This window comes from Lysobacter soli (assembly GCF_003382285.1).
Lineage (GTDB): Bacteria > Pseudomonadota > Gammaproteobacteria > Xanthomonadales > Xanthomonadaceae > Lysobacter_J > Lysobacter_J soli.
Genome location: NZ_QTJR01000004.1, coordinates 214,184 through 232,407 on the forward strand (window position 1 = coordinate 214,184; position 18,224 = coordinate 232,407).

Below are 18,224 nucleotides of genomic sequence, written 5' to 3' on the forward strand. Positions count from 1 at the left end.
GCCGCTTACGCCTTCAGCGCGGCGGCGTGGTGCGCGATGTGGTCGCCGATGAAGCTGGCGATGAAGTAATAGCTGTGGTCGTAGCCCGGCTGCATCCGCAGTTCGAGCGGATGCCCGACCGCTTCGCAGGCTTCGCGCAGGCGCTGCGGCTGCAGCTGCGTCGCGAGGAATTCGTCGGCCTCGCCCTGGTCGACCAGCAGCGGCAGGCGCTCCGGTGCCGAGGCGATCAGCGCCGTCGCATCCCACGCCTTCCATGCCTCGCGATCCTCGCCGAGGTACGCGGCGAACGCCTTCTGACCCCACGGCACCTGCGTCGGCGCCACGATCGGCGAGAACGCCGAGACGCTGCGATACCGCCCCGGATTCTTCAGTGCGACGACAAGTGCGCCGTGTCCGCCCATCGAGTGGCCGCTGATCGCACGCGCCTTCGTCGCCGGGAACTGCGCTTCGATCAGGTCGGGCAATTCGCGCGAGACGTAATCGAACATGCGGTAGTGCTTCGACCACGGCGCCTGCGTCGCATCGACGTAGAAGCCCGCGCCGATGCCGAGGTCGTAGCCTTCGGCATCCGCGACACCCGCACCGCGCGGGCTGGTGTCGGGTGCGACCAGGATGACGCCGTGCTCGGCCGCATAGCGCTGCGCGCCGGCCTTGGTGATGAAGTTCTGCTCGGTGCAGGTCAGCCCGCTCAGCCAGTACAGCACGGGGCAGGAACGCTGCTCCGCCTGCGGCGGCAGGTAGACGCCAAACGTCGTCTCGCAGTCGAGCGACTTCGCGTGATGCCGGTAAACGTGCTGCCAGCCGCCGAAGCAGGCGCGGTGTTCGATTCTGTCCATATCGCTCTCTTGAGCCCCTCTCCCGCGCGCGGGAGAGGGGTTGGGGTGAGGGCAAGGCGGAGATGCGGGCCGTCTGCCCCCATCCGCCCTCCGGGCACCTTCTCCCGCACGCGGGAGAAGGGAGCGGCTCAGTAATGAATCACGCTGCGAATCGACTTGCCCTCATGCATCAGGTCGAAGGCGTCGTTGATGTCGTCCAGCGGCATGGTGTGCGTCACGAACGGCGCCAGCTCGATGTCGCCGCGCATGGCGTCCTCGACCATGCCCGGCAGCTGCGAGCGTCCCTTCACGCCGCCGAATGCCGTGCCCATCCACTTGCGCCCGGTGACGAGCTGGAACGGACGCGTGCTGATCTCCTGGCCCGCGCCGGCGACGCCGATGATCACCGACTGGCCCCAGCCGCGATGCGCGCATTCCAGCGCCGCGCGCATCACGTTGACGTTGCCGATGCATTCGAAGGAATGGTCCACGCCCCAGCCGGTCATCTCGACGATCACCTGCTGGATGGGCTTGTCGTGGTCCTTGGGATTCACGCAGTCGGTCGCGCCCATGCTGCGCGCGAGGTCGAACTTCGATGGATTGGTGTCGATGGCGATGATGCGGCCGGCCTTCGCCTGGCGCGCGCCCTGGATCACCGCAAGGCCAATGCCGCCGAGGCCGAACACCGCGACCGAATCGCCTTCGGCCACCTTCGCCGTGTTGTGCACCGCACCGATGCCGGTGGTCACGCCACAACCGAGCAGGCAGACGTGCTCGTGGTTGGCCTCGGGGTTGATCTTCGCGAGCGAGACTTCGGCCACGACCGTGTATTCGCTGAAGGTCGAGCAGCCCATGTAGTGGTACAGCGGCTGGCCGTTGTACGAAAAGCGCGTGGTGCCGTCGGGCATCACGCCCTTGCCCTGCGTCGCGCGCACGGCCACGCACAGGTTGGTCTTGCCGGACTTGCAGAACAGGCACTGCCCGCATTCGGCGGTGTACAGCGGAATCACGTGGTCGCCCGGCTTCACGCTGGTGACGCCCTCGCCCACTTCGACCACCACGCCCGCGCCTTCGTGGCCGAGCACGCACGGGAACAGGCCTTCCGGATCGTCGCCGCTGAGCGTGAACGCATCGGTGTGGCACACGCCGGTATGGGTGATCTTCACCAGCACCTCGCCGGCCTGGGGCGGCGCGACGTCGATCTCGACGATCTGCAAGGGCTGCCCTGCGGCGAAGGCGACGGCGGCACGGGATTTCATGGCGACTCCTGGAAATGGGGAAGGACGATTACTTGAGGTACGAGCGGACGAGCCCGGCGAGTTCGGCGACGCGTTCGGCGCGTTCTTCCTGCGACGACGCGGCCTGGCCGAATTCCTCACGGATATGCGCTTCGAGCACTTCGGACATCAGCCCGTTCACCGCGCCGCGGATCGCCGCGATCTGCTGCAGCACGGCGCCGCATTCGGCGCCGGCGTCCAGCGCGCGCTCGAGCGCATCGGCCTGCCCCTTGATGCGGCGGATGCGGGCCTGGACGCGCTTCTTTTCTTCGGGGGAATGGGGCACGACGGCCACCCGCTCGGGTACTGGGGTGGAGTATACGTCAGCCGGCCGCCCACGCCGCAAAAAAACGAAACGGGAGCGCGAGGCTCCCGTTCGTGGATGCGAGGTTTGCGGCGTTGCGTCAGGGCATCTGCGCGGCGGCCGAGGTCGGCGGGAACTGCGCGAAGATGCGGTCGACGCTGGACTGCATCGCGTTGGTCTGCGCGATCGGCGAGTCCGGCACGGTGCCCATTGCGATGCCGCGCCACAGCGGGCGCTGCGTCTGCGCGTCGAACATGTCGAGCACGAGCGTGCCGTAGGTGTAATCGCGCACGGTGGTGGAGGTGTTCCAGCCGCCCCACGCGCCCCAGCCCGGGCCCCAGCAGCAACCTCCCCAGCCCCAGCCGCCCCACATCGGGCCGTTGTTCCAGGTATCCACGCGCACGCGGCGCTCGGTGAGGATGCTGCCGGCGAGCGTGACCTGCGCGTTGGTCGACTGCGTCCAGCCGCGTTCGCGCAGCTTGGCGTCGATCGCGGCGACCAGGCGCTGCGTCTGCAACGGAGAGAAACCTTCAGGACGCTTTTCCCAGCGATACGTCTGGTACTGGCCGAAGTTCACGCCAGGGTCGTAATCGGTGAACACGGCGGGCGTGGTGGCGCACCCGGCCAGCAGCGAGAAGGCGAGGAGGATGGCGAATCGTTTCATGGCCGGCTCCCACGGTGACGGCGTTTGCAGAATACGCCCGGCGCAGCGCGCCAGGCGTGAAGCGTTGCGGGTTTTGCTGAACCGTTCAGGAGGGCGTTCGGAACCTGATCGCGCATCGCGTCACGACCCGATCACCCGACCTCGTGCGGCAGGGTCACCGTGACGCGCAGGCCGCCTTCGTCGCGGTTGTCCAGCCGGATGTCGCCGCCGTGCGCGAGCACCACGCCGCGCGCGGTCGCCAGCCCCAGCCCGATGCCGCCGGTTTCGCGATTGCGTGAACTTTCGCCGCGCACGAACGGCATGAACAGCTGTTCGCTGCGCGTCATGTCCACGCCCGGGCCGTCGTCGTCGATGCGCAGGCAGTAGCCGTCGGCATCGTCGTGCAGCGACACCCGCGCGCTGCGGCCGTACTTGATCGCGTTGTCGACCAGGTTGCCGACCATGCGCCGCAGCGCGAGCGGATCGCCGCGCAGTGGCGCCGGCGCGCCCGGCGCGAGCGCCACCGCGTGGCCGACGTCGGCTTCCTCGTCCACCACGCTTTCCACCAGCAGGCGCAGGTCCAGGCGCTCGCGCACGCGTTCGCGATGCTGTTCGCGGATGAATTCCAGTGCGGCCTCGATCATCTGCGACATCTCGGCGATGTCGGCCGTGGCCTTCTCGCGCGCGTCGGCAGGCAGCCCGTCCAGGCGGAACGACAATCGCGCCAGCGGCGTACGCAGGTCGTGCGCGATGGCCGCCACCATCTGCGTGCGCTCGCGCACGAGGCGGTTGATGCGTTCCTGCATCGCGTTGAACGACGCCGCCGCGCGCTGGATTTCCGCCGGCCCTTCCAGCGGCACCGCGGGCGCGTGCGCGTCCTGGCCCATGCGATCGGCCGACGCGGCGAAGCGGCGGATCGGCGTCGCGAGCGCGCTGGAGAACCACCACGCCAGCGGCAGCAGCGCGATCAGGCCCATCGCGAACATCAGCGCAAACGTTCGGCCGATGCCGACGCCGTGGTCCATGCGTTCGACGCGGCGCCAGCGTCCGTCGGGCTGGCGCAGCGCGGCGACGAAGGCGAACGGAAGGTGCGAATCGGCGCGCCAGTCGCGGTCGTGCGCGAAGGGCGGGCCGCCCACGCGCTGCGGCTCGCCCACGCGTACGGCCTGCCGCTGGCGTGCCGGCTCGGTGCGCGCCGCGTCCGGCGGCGGGGGCGGCGACAGGGGCGGCGGGACGACGTACTCGCCCAGCCGGCCGGGATCGGCCCCGTCCATCCGCGCCATCGGCGTGCCCGGCATGACGACGATGCGCCGGAACGGCGGCAGCATGTTCGCGCCGGCCACAAAGAAGCGCACGCGGTCCTCGGGCACGTCCAGCCAGCGCGCCAGCAGCGTGCGCAGCGGCGGCGGGCTGATGAAACCGTGCTCCGGCTGCGGGGCTTCGTCGGATTCGCTCACCGCCAGCAGCGGATTGCCCGACGGCATGCGCGTGGACAGCAGCGCGACCACTTCCGACAACCGCACCGCCGGCGGCGGCTCGCGCAGGGCGAGCAGCGCGATGCCGATGCCGTAGGCCACCGCCAGCGCCGCCAGCAGCACCAGGAAGGTGCGTGCGAAGATCGGAAGGCCGCGCGTGTTCACCGGTGCGTGCTCACAGGCGGGTGACGGTCGGCAACAGCATGTAGCCCTCGTTGCGGACGGTGCGGATCAGTTCGGTGTGGCCGCGCTCGTTGATCTTGCGACGAAGGCGGCTGATCTGGCTGTCGATCGCGCGATCGAACACTTCGCTGTCGCGCCCGCGAGCGCAATCGAGCAGCTGGTCGCGGCTGAGCACGCGCTGCGGATGTTCGACGAAGGTGCGCAGCAGCGAGAACTCGCCATCGGACAGGTTGATGTAGGTGCCGTGCGGATCGCGCAGCGCGCGGCGGATGACGTCTAGGTGCCAGCCGGCGAATTCGTACAGGTGACCGCTCGCCGCATCGGCCGCGAGCTGCCGTCGCCGCAGCACCGCGCGCACGCGCGCGAGCAGTTCGCGCGGATTGCACGGCTTGGCAAGGTAATCGTCGGCGCCGATTTCCAGCCCGATGATGCGATCGGTATCGGTGCCCAGCGCACTGAGCATGATCAGCGCCGGCCCGCGTTCGGAGGTCAGCCGTCGCGCGGCGCTCAGGCCGTCCTCGCCGGGCATCATCACGTCCAGGATCACCAGGTCCGGGCGTTGTTCGTCGAGCACGCGCCGCATCTGCACGGCGTCTTCGGCCGTCTCCACGCGGTAGCCGTGTTCGGTCAGGAAGCCGGAGATGAGCCGGCGAAGGTCGGGGTCGTCGTCGACGACGAGCAGGAGCGACTGCAGATCCATGCCACCACGGACAGAAGGACGTAACGGAGTGTAGGCAGACCGCGAACCGGATGTCTTGGTTCTCGCCGGACCGCGAATCGGACAGAAAAATGCCGCCATCGGGGGATCTCCGATGGCGGCAACGGGACACATGGGTCCACGACTCGCCATCGATCCTGCCGACGCGATGTTGTTCGCCGATGCCGCTTTATGTCAGCGCTGACACATCGAGCCGCGCAGCGCTGGATGAATGCGGGGCGGGACGGCGGATCCGGTGACTCTTCGCATGCCGCGGCCGTGCGCTCGGCGAAACGACCGATGAACGCGTGCGCCGACATGGCGCCATCGACACGCCCCGGCAATCGCGGGCAACACCGCCGTCGCACCGTGCGGCACCCGGTCGCTGGCCATGCATGCCCTCCATGCGCAGCGTCCGGGCCGAGGGTGGCGTCCGCCGGTTTCCACTTCCCGGCCGGCGGGCGCCCTCCTCCCCTCGCAGCCCCACGTTCGAAGGAGACCTTCCGATGCAACAGTATTTCCCCAGCCAACTGCGCCTGCGCCTGGCGCTGGCGATCGCCTCGCTCGGCGTGGCCGCCCTGGCGCACGCGGGCGAACGCCCGCCCGCCGACCACGACGCCTTCCGCGAGGCGATCACCGCCTGCGCCGCGGAGCAGGGCCTGCCCCCGCCGCCTCCGCCGGGCGAACGCCGCGAGCCGAAAGACGGCCAGCGTCCGGACCACGCGAAGCTCGACAAATGCATGAGCGCGAAGGGCTTCAAGCCGTCGACGGGCGGCGGACGTCCGCGCCCGCACGAAGACGACATCGACGAGGAAGAGGAGTGGTGAGAACGGTCGCGCGCAGAAGTCGCGGCGCGCCGGCGCGATCGCCTCAGCGCGCGCCGATCTTCCCCAGCCGTTGCAGCCACTCGCGGTTCATGCGTCGCGCGTAGGCGGGCAGACGCCTGGCCTTGCGTAGCGCCTCGTCGCGCAGCCGGATCGCGGAGTCCATCTCACCCCAACCGGCCAGCACCTGCGCGTAATGCGCCTGCGCTTCGAAGCCGCTGAAATAGCCGACCAGCGTGTCGAACTCCTCGCGGGCCTTCGCGCGCGAACCCTCCGCGGCAAGCGCGCGGGCGTAAAGCAGATGCCCGGCGGGCGACCGGAAATCGGGCTTGCGGCGGATCAGGTCATCAAGCCGCTGGCGCGCCGCCTGCGGTCGGCCCGCCTCCAGTTCGGCACGAGCAATGCGCACGTGCAGTTCCGGATCGTCGGCATACACGCCACGCAGCGTGGCCTCGTACTGCGTCAGGGCCTCGTCGGCGCGGCCGGCTTCGATCAGCGCGTCCGCCAGGCGCACGCGGTTGTCCACGGTGGCCGCGGTCTCGAACGCGTCCTGCGCCTGGCGCAGCTCGCGCGTGGGGTCGAGCCGGCGCTGCACTCCGCGCACGACCTGACGGCCAGCGTGGCTGTGGCGCCATTCGGGCAACCAGATCGCGACGCCGTACACGACGCTGCCCAGCAGCGGGAACGCGAACAGCACGAACAACCAGTAGCGATCCTGTCCGCTACGAACGGCGTGGACGGCGAAGCACAGTGCGATGACGACGTGCAGACCAAGTACGGGCATGTCCGTTGCTCTCCCCAGAGTGGGGAGAGTTTCCCGAATCGGCGCGCGCGACGCCAGCGGCATCCGGACAGACGTCCGCCCTCAGAACCGCGACGCCACCAGCTTCACGTCGGCCCACTGCCATGCGGCGGCCTGGCGGCGTTCGGTCTCGGCGGCGGCGTCCTTCTGCTTGAGCTTGCGCTGCGCCTGCGCCAGGCCGTACAGCGACCACCCGTTGTGCGGGAAGCGCTTGAGGTCTTCCTCGTACACCGCGACCGCTTCCTTCGCGCGGCCGGCGTCGAGCAGCGCCGCACCGAGGAAGGGCCGCACCGGCAGCGGCCAGTCCGGCGGCTCGTTGTAGTTGAGCAGGTCCTCGGCCGCGACGGCCTTCTGCAGCGAGGCGATGCCCGCCTTCGTCTGCTTCGTCCCCAGCGCGATCTCGCCGGCGAGCATGTGCTGTGCGACGTCGAGCACGCGGTCGGCGCGGTTGATGTCGAACAGCACGACCTTCTCCAGCGCCGGGGCCGAAGCAATGGCCTGCAAGGCCTTCAGTTCCTTCCTGGCCTCGCTGGGTTTGTCGGTGCGCACGAACGCCATGCCGCGCGCGAAATGCCAGATCGCCTTCGGGAACGGCACCTCCGACGGCGGCGCGTCGTCGGCGAGGATCTGCTGCCATTCGCCGAAGCGCACGCGCGCGAACAGCGGCGCGACCAGGAACTGTTGCATGAAGGGCATCGCCTCCAGCTGCTGCGCATCGACGCGCTGCGCGGTCTGGTCGGCGGCTTCGATCGCCAGCGTGCGCGAGCCGTGCAGCGCCGCGGTCATCGCCGCGAAGTGCCAGTTGTGCGGCACGTAACCCAGGGGATACGCGCCGTTGCTGCCGCGACACACGGCCAGGAAGGCCTTGTCGGCGGTGCTCGCGGCGAGGTTGCTCAGCGTGGCGTCGTGATAGCGGCCGACGCGGATGTAGACGTGCGCCGGCATGTGCACCAGATGCCCCGAGCCCGGCGCGAGCGACGCCAGGCGATCGGCGTACGGCTCGGCGCGTTCGGGCTGGTGCGAGGCTTCCACCGCGTGGATGTAGTAATGCACGGCGCCGATGTGGCGCGGGTTACGCCTGAGCACGCCTTCCAGCGTGGCCAGCAGCGTGTCGGTGTACTCGGTCGGCTCGCCCTGCGCGTTCCAGTACGCCCACGGCGTCAGGTCCATCAGCGACTCGGCGTAGAGCGCGGCGATGTCGTCGTCCTCCGGGAACTGTTTGTGCGCCTTGCCCATCGCCTGCGCATAGGCCTTGTCGAGCGGCGCGCGATCCGCCGGCGCGGGCGTTTCGTAGCGTTTGACCAGCGCGGCGATCAACGCCTGGTCGGCGGGCGTGGCGTTCTTCGACAGCTTCTGCGCGCGCAGCGCGAGCGTGGTGGCATCGGCGGCGAGATCGGGCGACATCGGCAGATTGATGTTCGGCCCCAGCACCAGCGCCTGTCCCCATGCGCACATCGCGCAGGTGGGATCGAGCCGTTCGGCCTCCGCGAACGCGCGACCGGCGGCCTCGTGGTTGAAGCCGTACGCCAGCCGTAGGCCCTGGTCGAAATAGCGCTGCGCCTCGGGCACCTTCGATGCGATGTCGCGATGCTGCTCGCCGAACGTGTCGAACAGCGGCGGCGCGTTCGCCTGCGCGGCGTCCTCCTTCGAGGCTTTCGGGCAGCCGGCCAGGGCCAGGCAGGCGACGGCGAGGCCGAACAGGCGGATCCGCAGCGTCATGGCGCACTCCAGCGCGAGGGTCATCAGGAAAAGACAACGCGACCGGCGCAGCCGGGCGGTCACCGCCGGACCGTTGCAGCCGCAACCGTCGCGCCGCCTCATGTTGCAGTGCGGTAGGCTCGGCGGATGACCCGACAAAACCCGCCCGCCGAGTCCGCCAACGACCCCCTGCGCGTCGTCGATTTCGCACCGCACGACGCCCTGCTGCGCGAAGACGTCAAAACCGTCGGCGCCCTCGTGGGTGACATCCTCGCCGAGCAGCGCGGGCCGCAATTCCTGGCCGAAGTGGAGAACCTGCGCCGCGCCGCGATCCGTCGCCGCGAGTCGAACGCGCCGGTGGCCGAACTGGCCGACGCGCTCGCCGGAGTCGAACTCGAACACGCGGGCGATCTGGTGCGCGCCTTCGCCACGTATTTCCAGGCGGTGAATGTCGCCGAGCGCGTGCACCGCATCCGCCGTCGCCGCGATTACGAGCGACAGGGCGCGAGCCGCCAGCCCGGCGGATTGCGCGACGTGCTCGCCACGCTGGCCGCGCAGGGCGTGAGCCTGGAGGAAGTCGTCGCGCTGCTGCAGCGGCTGCGCATCGAACCGGTGTTCACCGCGCATCCGACCGAAGCCGTGCGCCGCGCACTGCTGGAGAAGGAGCGCCAGATCGTCACCTGCCTGATCGACGACATCGACCGCACGCGCACGCCGTACGAACACCGCGCCGACCTCGAACGCATGCGGCTGGCGCTCACCGCGAGCTGGCAGACGGCCGAAACGCCGCCGGTGAAGCCCAGCGTCGCCGACGAGTTCGAGCACGTCGGCTTCTACCTGTCCGACGTGCTGTATCGCGTGTTGCCGGTGTTCTACGAACTGTTCGAGGACGCGCTGCGCGAGACCTATGGCGAGCATGTGGCGATGCCGACCGTCATCGGCTTCGGCACGTGGGTGGGCGGCGACATGGACGGCAACCCGAACGTCGGTGCCGATACCATCGCCGCGACGCTTGCCGGGCAACGCTCGCTCGTGCTGCGCGCGTACCGGCAGGAAGTCGCCGCGCTCGGCGAAATGCTGAGCCAGTCGCTGGAGCGCATCGGCGTGGCCGACGCGGTGCTCGCGCGCATCGAGGAATACCGCTACCTGCTGCCCAAGGCTGCCGCCGCGCTGAAGCCGCGCCACGCCGACATGCCGTATCGCAATCTGCTCGCGCTGATCGCCGCCCGACTGCGCGCGACGGCCGACGACCATGTGCACGGGTACCAGGATGCCGCCGCGTTCCTCGCCGACATCCGCATGATCGAGGACAGCCTGCGCGCGCATCAGGGCGAACACGCCGGCGGCCACGCGGTGCGTCGCCTGCGCCGGCGCGTGCAGTGTTTCGGCTTCCATCTGGCGAGCCTGGATCTTCGCCAGGATTCGGCCATGCACGACGCGGCGCTCGCCGAAGTGCTGGGCGACGCGCAGTGGGAATCGCATTCACGCGAGGAACGCGCCGAGCGCCTGCATCGCCTGCTCGACGGCAGCGAGCCGGTGCGCGGCGTCGGCAACGGCACCGCGCGGCCGACCCTGGACGTGTTCCGCGCCGTCGCGCGACTGCGCCCGCGTTACGGCGCGCAGGCGTTCGGCCCCTACATCGTCAGCATGAGCCGCAGCGCGGCCGACGCGCTGGCGGTGCTCGCACTCGCACGCGTGGCCGGCTGCGTCGATGGCGACGGCCGCGTGCCGCTCGACGTCGCGCCGCTGTTCGAAACCGTCGACGACCTCGACGCCGCGAGCGACACCCTGCGCGCGCTGTTCGCCGATCCTGTGTATCGCGCGCACCTGGCCGCGCGCGGCGATCGTCAGGTCGTGATGCTTGGCTATTCGGACAGCGCGAAGGACGGCGGCATGCTCGCCTCGCGCTGGGCGCTGCAACGCACGCAGATCGCGCTCACCGAACTCGCGCGCGACAGCGGTGTGCGCATCGCGTTCTTCCACGGCCGCGGCGGATCGATCAGCCGTGGCGGCGGCAAGACAGAGCGCGCGGTGATCGCCGCGCCGCGCGGTTCGGTCGACGGCTATCTACGCCTGACCGAGCAGGGCGAGGTGATCCACCGCAAGTACGGCATCCGCGCCATCGCGCTGCGCAACCTCGAACAGGCGACCGGCGCCGTGCTGCGCGCGACGTTGCGCCCGCGCGCGCCGGAACCGCGCGAGGAGCAATGGCGTGCGATCGCGAGCGAACTCGCCCGCGACGCACGCGCGCACTACCGCGCGCTGGTGCACGAGAACCCGGACTTTCCCGCGTATTTCCGCGCCGCGACGCCGATCGACGTGATCGAGCGCCTGCGCATCGGTTCGCGTCCCAGCAAGCGTGCGGGCACGGGCGATGTCGGTTCGCTGCGCGCGATTCCTTGGGTCTTCGCGTGGTCGCAGAATCGCGCCGGCCTCACCGCGTGGTACGGCGTGGGTACCGCGCTGCAACGCGCGCTCGACACGCACGGCCGCGACACGCTCGCCGAAATGGCGCAGGACTGGCCGTTCTTCGGCACGCTGATCGACGACCTGGAAATGATGCTGGCCAAGTCGGAGCCGGGCATCTTCGAGCGCTACTCGTTGCTCGCCGGCGAATTGCACGAGCGCTTCCATCCCGGCATCGCGGCGGAATTCGAGCGCACGCGCGCGGCCGTGCTGGCGATCAAGGGCAGCGATGAACTGCTGGCGGGCGACTACCGCCTGCGCCAGTCGATCCGCCTGCGCAATCCCTACGTCGATCCGATCAGCCTGCTGCAGGTGGACCTGCTCGCACGTTGGCGCGCGGCGGACCGGCCCGACGATGCGCTCTATGAGGCGCTGGTCGCGACGGTGAACGGGATTTCGGCAGGGATACAGAACACGGGGTGAGGCAGGCCCCTAAGCGGCCCGACTCGCGCATGTGTTCGCGTTAAAGGGGCAGACGGGCGCTGGAAGCGGTGCGCCCGCCCGCTTTTTTGCTGTCATTCCCGCGAAGGCGGGAATCCATGCTTGCAAACCTCAACGCCCCCGAAGGCCGGAATGATGGCGGCCCGATGGATTCCCGCCTTCGCGGGAATGACAGGCAAGAGCTTCAGTACGCGAACTCCCGGAACACCCGATCGATGTCGCCCTGCCACGGACCGTGGTACAGGTCGAGCTTGCGTTCGGCGGGCGTGATGCCGGCTTCGGCGAATTCCATCATCGGCTCCAGGAACACCGACTCGTCCGCACCGTTCCCGTTGCGACGTGCGCGACGACGCAGGCCTTCGGCCGAGATCTCCAGCGCACGGCGCGCCAGGTCGAGCACCGTCCCGTTGCGGAACGGCAACTTCAGCGCATGCTTCGGCACGCCGTCGCGCAAGGCGTGGCGTTCTTCGATCGAGAAATCCTTCACCAGATCCCAGGCGGCATCGAGCGCGGTGTTGTCGTACAGCAGGCCGACCCAGAACGCCGGCAGCGCGCAGATGCGGTTCCACGGGCCCGAGTCGGCGCCGCGCATTTCCAGGTACTTCTTCAGCCGGACCTCGGGAAACGCGGTGGTGCTGTGGTCGGCCCAGTCGCGCAGCACCGGGCGGTGGCCCGGATACGCGGGCAACTTGCCGTCGAGGTAATCGCGGAACGACTGCCCCGACGCGTCGATGTACTTGCCGTCGCGGTAGACGAAGTACATCGGCACGTCGAGCAGGTAATCGACGTAGCGCTCGTAGCCGAAACCGTCGTCGAAAACGAAGTCGAGCAGCCCGGTGCGGCCAGCGTCGGTATCGGTCCAGATGTGCGAGCGGTAGCTGAGGTAACCGTTCGGCTTGCCTTCCTTGAACGGCGAATCGGCGAACATCGCCGTGGCGACCGGCTGCAGCGCGAGCGACACGCGGAACTTCTTCACCATGTCGGCTTCCGAACCGACATCGAGGTTCACCTGCACCGTGCAGGTGCGCGTCATCATGTCCAGGCCGAGCGAGCCGACCTTCGGCATGTACTCGCGCATGATCTTGTAACGGCCCTTGGGCATCCACGGCATTTCGTCGCGACGCCACTTCGGCTGGAACCCGACGCCCAGGAAGCCCAGCCCCATCGGTTCGGCGACGGTGCGCACTTCGCGCAGGTGGCTGTTGGTTTCCGAACAGGTCTGGTGCAGGTTCTCCAGCGGCGCGCCGGACAGCTCCAGTTGCCCCGCCGGTTCCAGCGAGACCGAGGCCTGGTCGCGGGTGAGCGCGATGACGCGGTCGTGCTCGGTGACCGGCGTCCAGCCGAAGCGGGTCAGGCCCTTCAGCAACGCCTCGATGCCGCGGTCACCGTCGAAGGTCGGCGGTCGCAGGTCGTCGTTGCGGAACCCGAACTTCTCGTGCTCGGTGCCGATGCGCCAGTCCTCGCGGGTCCGGATGCCGGAGCTGAGGTATTCGACGAGCTGGGCCCGACCCTCGATTGGAACATCCTTGACCTGGCTGGGACCGGACACACACACCTCGTTTGAATGGAGACTGGCTGCAGCGGGACGACGTCCCAGACTGTGGCGGCGATCACGCCAGTGTAGCGAGGCGGCGTGAATGACCCCATCCACGGCCATGCAACGCAGTAATCCGGAATGGCCACCCCCTCGTGGCGTCGACACAGCCGGGGGTCTGTCGACCTCGCCCACCCCATCGCGTTTCGACTGCCGTTCGCTTGATGTGGCGCATGCCGATGCCGCACTGCGGCAAGCCTTTGCGTACAAGGGCTTACATACTGCCGGCATGTCGCAAGTGCATTACCTCGGCCGCAGCAAGAAGACCAAGATCACCTCGCTGGACATCGCCCATCGCGCGGGCGTGTCGCAGGCGACCGTGTCGCGCGTGCTGCGCGGCAGCCCGCTGGTCAACGCCGAGACGCGCCGCCGCGTCGAGGACGCCGTCCGCGAGCTCAACTACAAGGTCGATCGCCACGCATCGAGCCTGCGGACGCAGCGCTCGGGCACGCTGGCACTGCTGCTGTTCGAGGATCCGACGCCGGACGAGTCGCATATCAACCCGTTCTTCCTGTCGATGGTCGGCTCGATCACCCGCGCCTGCGCGCGCGAGGGGCAGGACCTGCTGATCTCGTTCCAGCAGCTCTCCGACGACTGGCACGCCGACTACGAGGACAGCATGAAGGCCGACGGCCTGATCCTGCTGGGCTACGGCGATTACCTCGCCTACACCGGCAAGCTGGAGAAGCTCGTCGCGCAGGGCACGCGCTTCGTGCGCTGGGGCGCGGTGCTGCACGACCAGCCGGGGCTGTCGATCGGCTGCGACAACTTCAACGGCGGCCGTATCGCGGGCGAACACCTCGTCGGCCTGGGCCGTCGCCGCATCGCCTTCCTTGGCGGCGCGTCGAGCCATTGCCCGGAATTCTTCGACCGCTTTCGCGGCTGCGATGCCGCGTTGCGCGAAGTCGGCGGTGCGATGGAGGCGATCCTCCAGGTCGACGCCGAAAGCTCGGAGGAAGACGGCTTCGCCGCGGCGCGCGAACTGCTGGCGCGCGGCGGGGCATTCGATGCGGTGTTCGCCGCGAGCGACCTGATCGCCGTCGGCGCGATGCGCGCGCTCGCCGACGCCGGCCTGCGGGTGCCCGAAGACATCGCCGTGGTCGGCTTCGACGATCTGCCGATGGCCCGCTTCACCAGCCCGCCGCTGACCACCGTCTTCCAGGACACCAAGCGCGCCGGCGAACTGCTGGTCGAAACGCTGCTGCGCCAGATCGGCGGCGAGCAGACGCAGAGCATCACGCTGCCGGCCTCGCTGGTGGTGCGGAAGTCCAGCGGCGCCTGAGCGGCGCCATCGCTAGACTGGCCCCGGATCCGCGCGGGGGCGCGGCGGGGAAATCACGGATGAAGTACTGGACCGGCCCGATCGCGGGTCTTGCACTGGCTGCGCTCGCCTTTCCTGCCGTCGCGCAGGTGGACCTCACGCCGTACCTGAAAGAGGACGTCTACGGCGACATCAAGATCTCGCCGACCGGCGAGTACTACGCGGTTACCGTGCCGACAGCCGACCGCACCGTGCTGGCGGTGATCCGCCGTTCCGACAAGAAGTTCACCGCGCGGGTCGGCGGCCCGAAGCAGTCGGACATCGCGGATTTCCATTGGGTCAACGACCAGCGCGTGCTCGTCAGCATGGCGCAGCGACTGAGCACGCTCGAAAGCCCCGTGGCGACGGGCGAACTGCATGCCGTCAACGCCGACGGCACGGTCGCCCGCACCCTGATGGGTCACTTCGAGCCCGACGCCTACAAGTTCACCGACGATTTCTACGCCGGCTTCCTGGAGGACGACCTGCCCTCCGATGACGACAACGTGCTGATCTCGGTGCAGGCCTTCTCGGCCAATCCGGTCACGAGCATCGACCGCATGCATGTCCTTACCGGTCGTCGCGTGACCGTCGCCACCGCGCCCGTGCGGCGTGCCCGCTTCACGACCGACGGGCATGGCGAGGTGCGTTTCGCGCGCGGTTCTGGCAACGACAACGTCGGCAAGCTGTACTACCGCGACGCGCGTGGCAGCGCCTGGAAGCTGATCAACGACGAGGCGGATACGTACCGGCTCGAGATTCCGCTCGGCTTCGCGCCGGACGACCGCACCGCTTACCTGCAGGTGGAGCAGTCGACGGGCCCGGACGCCATCGTCGCGCTGGACACCGCCACCGGCCAGCGCACCAACGTCCTGCGCGACGATACCGTCGACCCGCACTCGGTCATTCGCGACGTCGCCGGTCGACCGGTGGGCGTCACCTACATGAAGGACCGGCTCGTCAGTCGCTACTTCGACGAGACCGCGCCGCCGGCGCGCACGCAGCGCATGCTGGAAAAGGCGTTTCCCGACCAGTCCGTACGCATGGTGTCGTCGACGCGCGACGGAAGGCTTTCGCTGCTGCTGGTCTCCAGCGACCGCAGCCCCGGCGACTTCTACCTGTTCGACCACGGCACGCGCGAGGCGAGCCTCGTCTTCAGCCGTGCGGACTGGTTCGATCCGGCACGTTCAGCGCCGGTGCGGTCGATCGCACTCACCGCGCGCGACGGCCTGCCGCTGCACGGCTACCTGACGACGCCGCGGGGATCGAACGCGAAGGGCCTTCCGATGGTCGTGCTGCCGCATGGCGGGCCGTTCGGCGTCTACGACGAATGGGCATTCGACCGTCATACGCAGATGCTGGCCGCCGCAGGCTACGCGGTGCTGCAGGTGAACTACCGCGGCTCGGGCAACTATGGCCGCGCCTTCCTGCACGCCGGCGCGCGCGAATGGGGCGGCGCGATGCAGGACGACCTGACCGACGCGACGCGCTGGGCGGTGGAACAGGGCGTGGCGGATGCAGGCCGCATCTGCATCTACGGTGCGAGCTACGGCGGCTATGCCGCGCTCATGGGCGTGGCGAAAGAGCCTGGCCTGTATCGTTGCGCGGTGGGATACGTCGGCATCTACGACCTGCAGGAACGCCGCGAGGACCTGGGCGACAGCGCGCGATGGCTCAGCACGTTCGCGGACGAATGGATGGGCGACGACGATGCGACGCTCGCGCAACGCTCTCCGGTCCGCCTCGCCGACCGCATCAAGGTGCCGGTGTTCCTCGCCGCCGGCGGCAAGGACACGATCGCGCCCATCGACCACAGCAGGAAGATGGAAAAGGCATTGAAGGCCGCCGGAACGCCGGTGGAGACGTTGTACTTCCCGACCGAAGGCCACGGCTTCTACACGGAGGAGCACAGGCGCGAGTACTACACGCGCCTGCTCGAGTTCCTCGCGCGACACCTCGGCGGGCAGAAGGCCGGCTGAGCCGGCCCAACTGCCTCGTTACTCCGGCCGCTTCACTTTCATCAAGCGGTCCAGTTCGGCGCGCAGCTGCGGCTGCGTCACCGGGGCGTCGAGCAGGAACACTTCGACGCCATGCGCTGGCACCGTCGCCTTCAGCGAGCCGCCGGCGCGTACCTTCGTGTCGATGCCGGCGATCGCCGCGCGCCACGCGCCCGGTTGCACGTACTGCTTCACGTCGAACGCGGCCGGTGCATCGCCCTTGTTGAGCAGCACCAGCGCGATCTGCGACACGCCTTCGTGCTGGTACACGCGGTAGAACGCGGCGCGGTCGCCCTTCAGTTCGACGTTGACCTGCAGGCCGCGCTGCAACGCCGGCGAGGCGGCACGCACGTGCGCGATGCGCGACAGGTTGCGATGGATCGGGTGCGATGCGGCCGACGCGATGCGCTCGGCGCCGAAGTAGTTGCGGTTGCCGTCGTGCTCCGGCTTGCCGCGCATGAAGCCGATTTCCGATCCGTAGTAGACGACCGGAATGCCACGCGCGGTGAACAGCCAGTTGTGCGCGTCGATGAAACCGTCGTCGGTCGCATCCAGCCGCGCCATGTCGTGGTTGTCGTAGAACGTCGCCAGTTCGTACGGGTTTGCATACGGGCCGCCGTCGAGATAGAGCCGGTCGGCCAGCACTTCGAAGCCGGCGCGCTCGTGGCCGAAGGCCTTCTCCAGCCCCTGCTTCAGCGGGAAATCCAGCACGCTCACGTTCGCGTTCTGCGCCCAGGTGTGCTCGGCGATCTTCTTCGCGTCGTACTCGAACGCTTCGCCGAACATGAACATGCCCGGCTTCTCGCGGCGCATGCGCGCGACGAACTCGTGCCAGAACGGATGCGGCAGCCAGCCGATGGTGTCGATGCGGAACGCATCGGCGCCCTGCCCGATCCACTGCGCGTACGCGCCGGCGAGGTAGTCCATCACCGCCGGCTCGTTCTCGTTGAAGTCCGACAGCTCCGCCAGACCGGGCGTCGTGTTGTAGAAGCGATGCAACGGGTTGTGCTTGGGATCGAGCTTGGCCGGCGGCAGGTTCTGGTGATCGGCGACGAGCTTTCCGTCGCGATCGAACACCTGCCCGAACTGCGGCTGCGCCTTCGGCATCGAATAGGCGGGCGAACCGTGGTTACCCACGATGTCGAGCACCAGCTTCATGTCCTGCCCGTGCACTGCATCGGCCAGACCCTTGAAATCCAGGCCCGTGCTCGGCAGGTGTTCGTCGAGCTTGTAGAAGTTCACGCCCCAGTAGCCGTGGTAGCCGGTCTTGCCGCCGTCGGTGAGGAAGCCGCCCTTCTGCGCGGGCTTGCCGCCGGTGAAGGCTTCGTCCGGGTTGTCGACGATGGGCGTGATCCACAGCGCGCTGAAGCCCATGCCGCGGATGTAGTCCAGGTGATCGACGATGCCCTTGAAGTCGCCGCCGAGGTAACCGACGTTGTCGCCCGCATCGCTGCCCGCGGTGGGGCGATCGAACGTGCGCGTCGCGGGATCCGGGCCGCCCTGGTCGCGATGATCGTTCGACGGATCGCCGTTGACGAAGCGGTCGGTCACGACGAAATACACCGCTTCCTTCGCGAACGGCTCCAGCGTGCCGTAGTACTCCGGCGCTTGCGCGGCATGCGCGGCGGGGATGGAGGCGGCGAGCGCGAACGCCAGCGCGCGACGACGGAAGCGGACGCGGAACGGCACCTTCAAACGCATTCGAAAC

Annotated in this window: 14 protein-coding genes; 4 read left to right on the forward strand and 10 right to left on the reverse strand. The window is 68.8% G+C overall.

The features are described from left to right. Positions 1 to 5: 5 nt before the first annotated feature. The 6 genes from fghA to DX912_RS08235 all read right to left on the reverse strand — a co-directional run bounded on the left by fghA (position 6) and on the right by DX912_RS08235 (position 5,397). Complete coding sequence (fghA, locus tag DX912_RS08210; protein ID WP_115842001.1) at positions 6 to 836, reverse strand: S-formylglutathione hydrolase; 831 nt, start codon at positions 834 to 836, stop codon at positions 6 to 8. Between the two features lie 128 nt (positions 837 to 964). Beyond that, positions 965 to 2,074 (reverse strand): S-(hydroxymethyl)glutathione dehydrogenase/class III alcohol dehydrogenase, encoded by a 1,110-nt coding sequence (locus DX912_RS08215; RefSeq protein WP_115842002.1) that lies wholly within the window; start codon positions 2,072 to 2,074, stop codon positions 965 to 967. Between the two features lie 28 nt (positions 2,075 to 2,102). Continuing rightward, positions 2,103 to 2,378: a formaldehyde-responsive transcriptional repressor FrmR gene (gene frmR, locus DX912_RS08220; protein WP_115842089.1), complete on the reverse strand. Its 276-nt coding sequence runs from the start codon at positions 2,376 to 2,378 to the stop codon at positions 2,103 to 2,105. Positions 2,379 to 2,496: 118 nt separating this feature from the next. Beyond that, the gene (locus tag DX912_RS08225; protein WP_115842003.1) at positions 2,497 to 3,060 is read right to left on the reverse strand and encodes a DUF4136 domain-containing protein; all 564 of its coding nucleotides are present in this window, start codon (positions 3,058 to 3,060) and stop codon (positions 2,497 to 2,499) included. A gap of 131 nt (positions 3,061 to 3,191) precedes the next feature. After that, complete coding sequence (locus DX912_RS08230) at positions 3,192 to 4,679, reverse strand: ATP-binding protein (protein ID WP_115842004.1); 1,488 nt, start codon at positions 4,677 to 4,679, stop codon at positions 3,192 to 3,194. A 10-nt stretch (positions 4,680 to 4,689) separates the two neighbouring features. Continuing rightward, positions 4,690 to 5,397 (reverse strand): response regulator, encoded by a 708-nt coding sequence (locus tag DX912_RS08235; RefSeq protein WP_115842005.1) that lies wholly within the window; start codon positions 5,395 to 5,397, stop codon positions 4,690 to 4,692. A 503-nt stretch (positions 5,398 to 5,900) separates the two neighbouring features. Between DX912_RS08235 and DX912_RS08240 the strand changes: the two genes are divergently transcribed. Beyond that, the gene (locus DX912_RS08240; RefSeq protein ID WP_115842006.1) at positions 5,901 to 6,221 is read left to right on the forward strand and encodes a hypothetical protein; all 321 of its coding nucleotides are present in this window, start codon (positions 5,901 to 5,903) and stop codon (positions 6,219 to 6,221) included. 43 nt (positions 6,222 to 6,264) lie between these two features. On the opposite strand, the gene DX912_RS08245 is transcribed toward DX912_RS08240, so the two are convergent. Next, positions 6,265 to 7,002 carry a tetratricopeptide repeat protein gene (locus tag DX912_RS08245; protein WP_181902763.1) on the reverse strand — a complete coding sequence of 246 codons (738 nt, stop codon included), beginning with the start codon at positions 7,000 to 7,002 and terminating at the stop codon, positions 6,265 to 6,267. 81 nt (positions 7,003 to 7,083) lie between these two features. Continuing rightward, positions 7,084 to 8,739 (reverse strand): tetratricopeptide repeat protein, encoded by a 1,656-nt coding sequence (locus tag DX912_RS08250; RefSeq protein WP_115842090.1) that lies wholly within the window; start codon positions 8,737 to 8,739, stop codon positions 7,084 to 7,086. Between the two features lie 126 nt (positions 8,740 to 8,865). Between DX912_RS08250 and ppc the strand changes: the two genes are divergently transcribed. Continuing rightward, positions 8,866 to 11,607 (forward strand): phosphoenolpyruvate carboxylase, encoded by a 2,742-nt coding sequence (gene ppc, locus DX912_RS08255; protein WP_115842008.1) that lies wholly within the window; start codon positions 8,866 to 8,868, stop codon positions 11,605 to 11,607. A 202-nt stretch (positions 11,608 to 11,809) separates the two neighbouring features. Here ppc and DX912_RS08260 read toward each other — a convergent pair whose 3' ends face one another. After that, positions 11,810 to 13,174, reverse strand: coding sequence for a glutamate--cysteine ligase (locus DX912_RS08260; protein ID WP_115842009.1), 1,365 nt, complete (start codon positions 13,172 to 13,174; stop codon positions 11,810 to 11,812). Positions 13,175 to 13,448: 274 nt separating this feature from the next. On the opposite strand from DX912_RS08260, the gene DX912_RS08265 reads away from it, so the two are divergent. Together DX912_RS08265 and DX912_RS08270 are read left to right on the forward strand one after the other, a co-directional pair. Beyond that, positions 13,449 to 14,501 carry a LacI family DNA-binding transcriptional regulator gene (locus tag DX912_RS08265; protein WP_115842010.1) on the forward strand — a complete coding sequence of 351 codons (1,053 nt, stop codon included), beginning with the start codon at positions 13,449 to 13,451 and terminating at the stop codon, positions 14,499 to 14,501. Between the two features lie 59 nt (positions 14,502 to 14,560). After that, positions 14,561 to 16,498 (forward strand): alpha/beta hydrolase family protein, encoded by a 1,938-nt coding sequence (locus tag DX912_RS08270; RefSeq protein WP_115842011.1) that lies wholly within the window; start codon positions 14,561 to 14,563, stop codon positions 16,496 to 16,498. An 18-nt stretch (positions 16,499 to 16,516) separates the two neighbouring features. On the opposite strand, the gene DX912_RS08275 is transcribed toward DX912_RS08270, so the two are convergent. Further along, entirely contained in the window at positions 16,517 to 18,217 is a 1,701-nt protein-coding gene (locus tag DX912_RS08275; RefSeq protein WP_115842012.1) for an alpha-amylase family glycosyl hydrolase, read from the reverse strand. Between the last annotated feature and the right edge of the window lie 7 nt (positions 18,218 to 18,224).

Coding starts and splice junctions, on each gene's coding strand:
- fghA (WP_115842001.1), bottom strand. CDS start 836: ATGGACAGAATCGAACACCGCGCCTGCTTCGGCGGCTGGCAGCACGTT.
- DX912_RS08215 (WP_115842002.1), bottom strand. CDS start 2,074: ATGAAATCCCGTGCCGCCGTCGCCTTCGCCGCAGGGCAGCCCTTGCAG.
- DX912_RS08225 (WP_115842003.1), bottom strand. CDS start 3,060: ATGAAACGATTCGCCATCCTCCTCGCCTTCTCGCTGCTGGCCGGGTGC.
- DX912_RS08235 (WP_115842005.1), bottom strand. CDS start 5,397: ATGGATCTGCAGTCGCTCCTGCTCGTCGTCGACGACGACCCCGACCTT.
- DX912_RS08240 (WP_115842006.1), top strand. CDS start 5,901: ATGCAACAGTATTTCCCCAGCCAACTGCGCCTGCGCCTGGCGCTGGCG.
- DX912_RS08245 (WP_181902763.1), bottom strand. CDS start 7,002: ATGCCCGTACTTGGTCTGCACGTCGTCATCGCACTGTGCTTCGCCGTC.
- DX912_RS08250 (WP_115842090.1), bottom strand. CDS start 8,739: ATGACGCTGCGGATCCGCCTGTTCGGCCTCGCCGTCGCCTGCCTGGCC.
- ppc (WP_115842008.1), top strand. CDS start 8,866: ATGACCCGACAAAACCCGCCCGCCGAGTCCGCCAACGACCCCCTGCGC.
- DX912_RS08265 (WP_115842010.1), top strand. CDS start 13,449: ATGTCGCAAGTGCATTACCTCGGCCGCAGCAAGAAGACCAAGATCACC.
- DX912_RS08270 (WP_115842011.1), top strand. CDS start 14,561: ATGAAGTACTGGACCGGCCCGATCGCGGGTCTTGCACTGGCTGCGCTC.
- DX912_RS08275 (WP_115842012.1), bottom strand. CDS start 18,217: ATGCGTTTGAAGGTGCCGTTCCGCGTCCGCTTCCGTCGTCGCGCGCTG.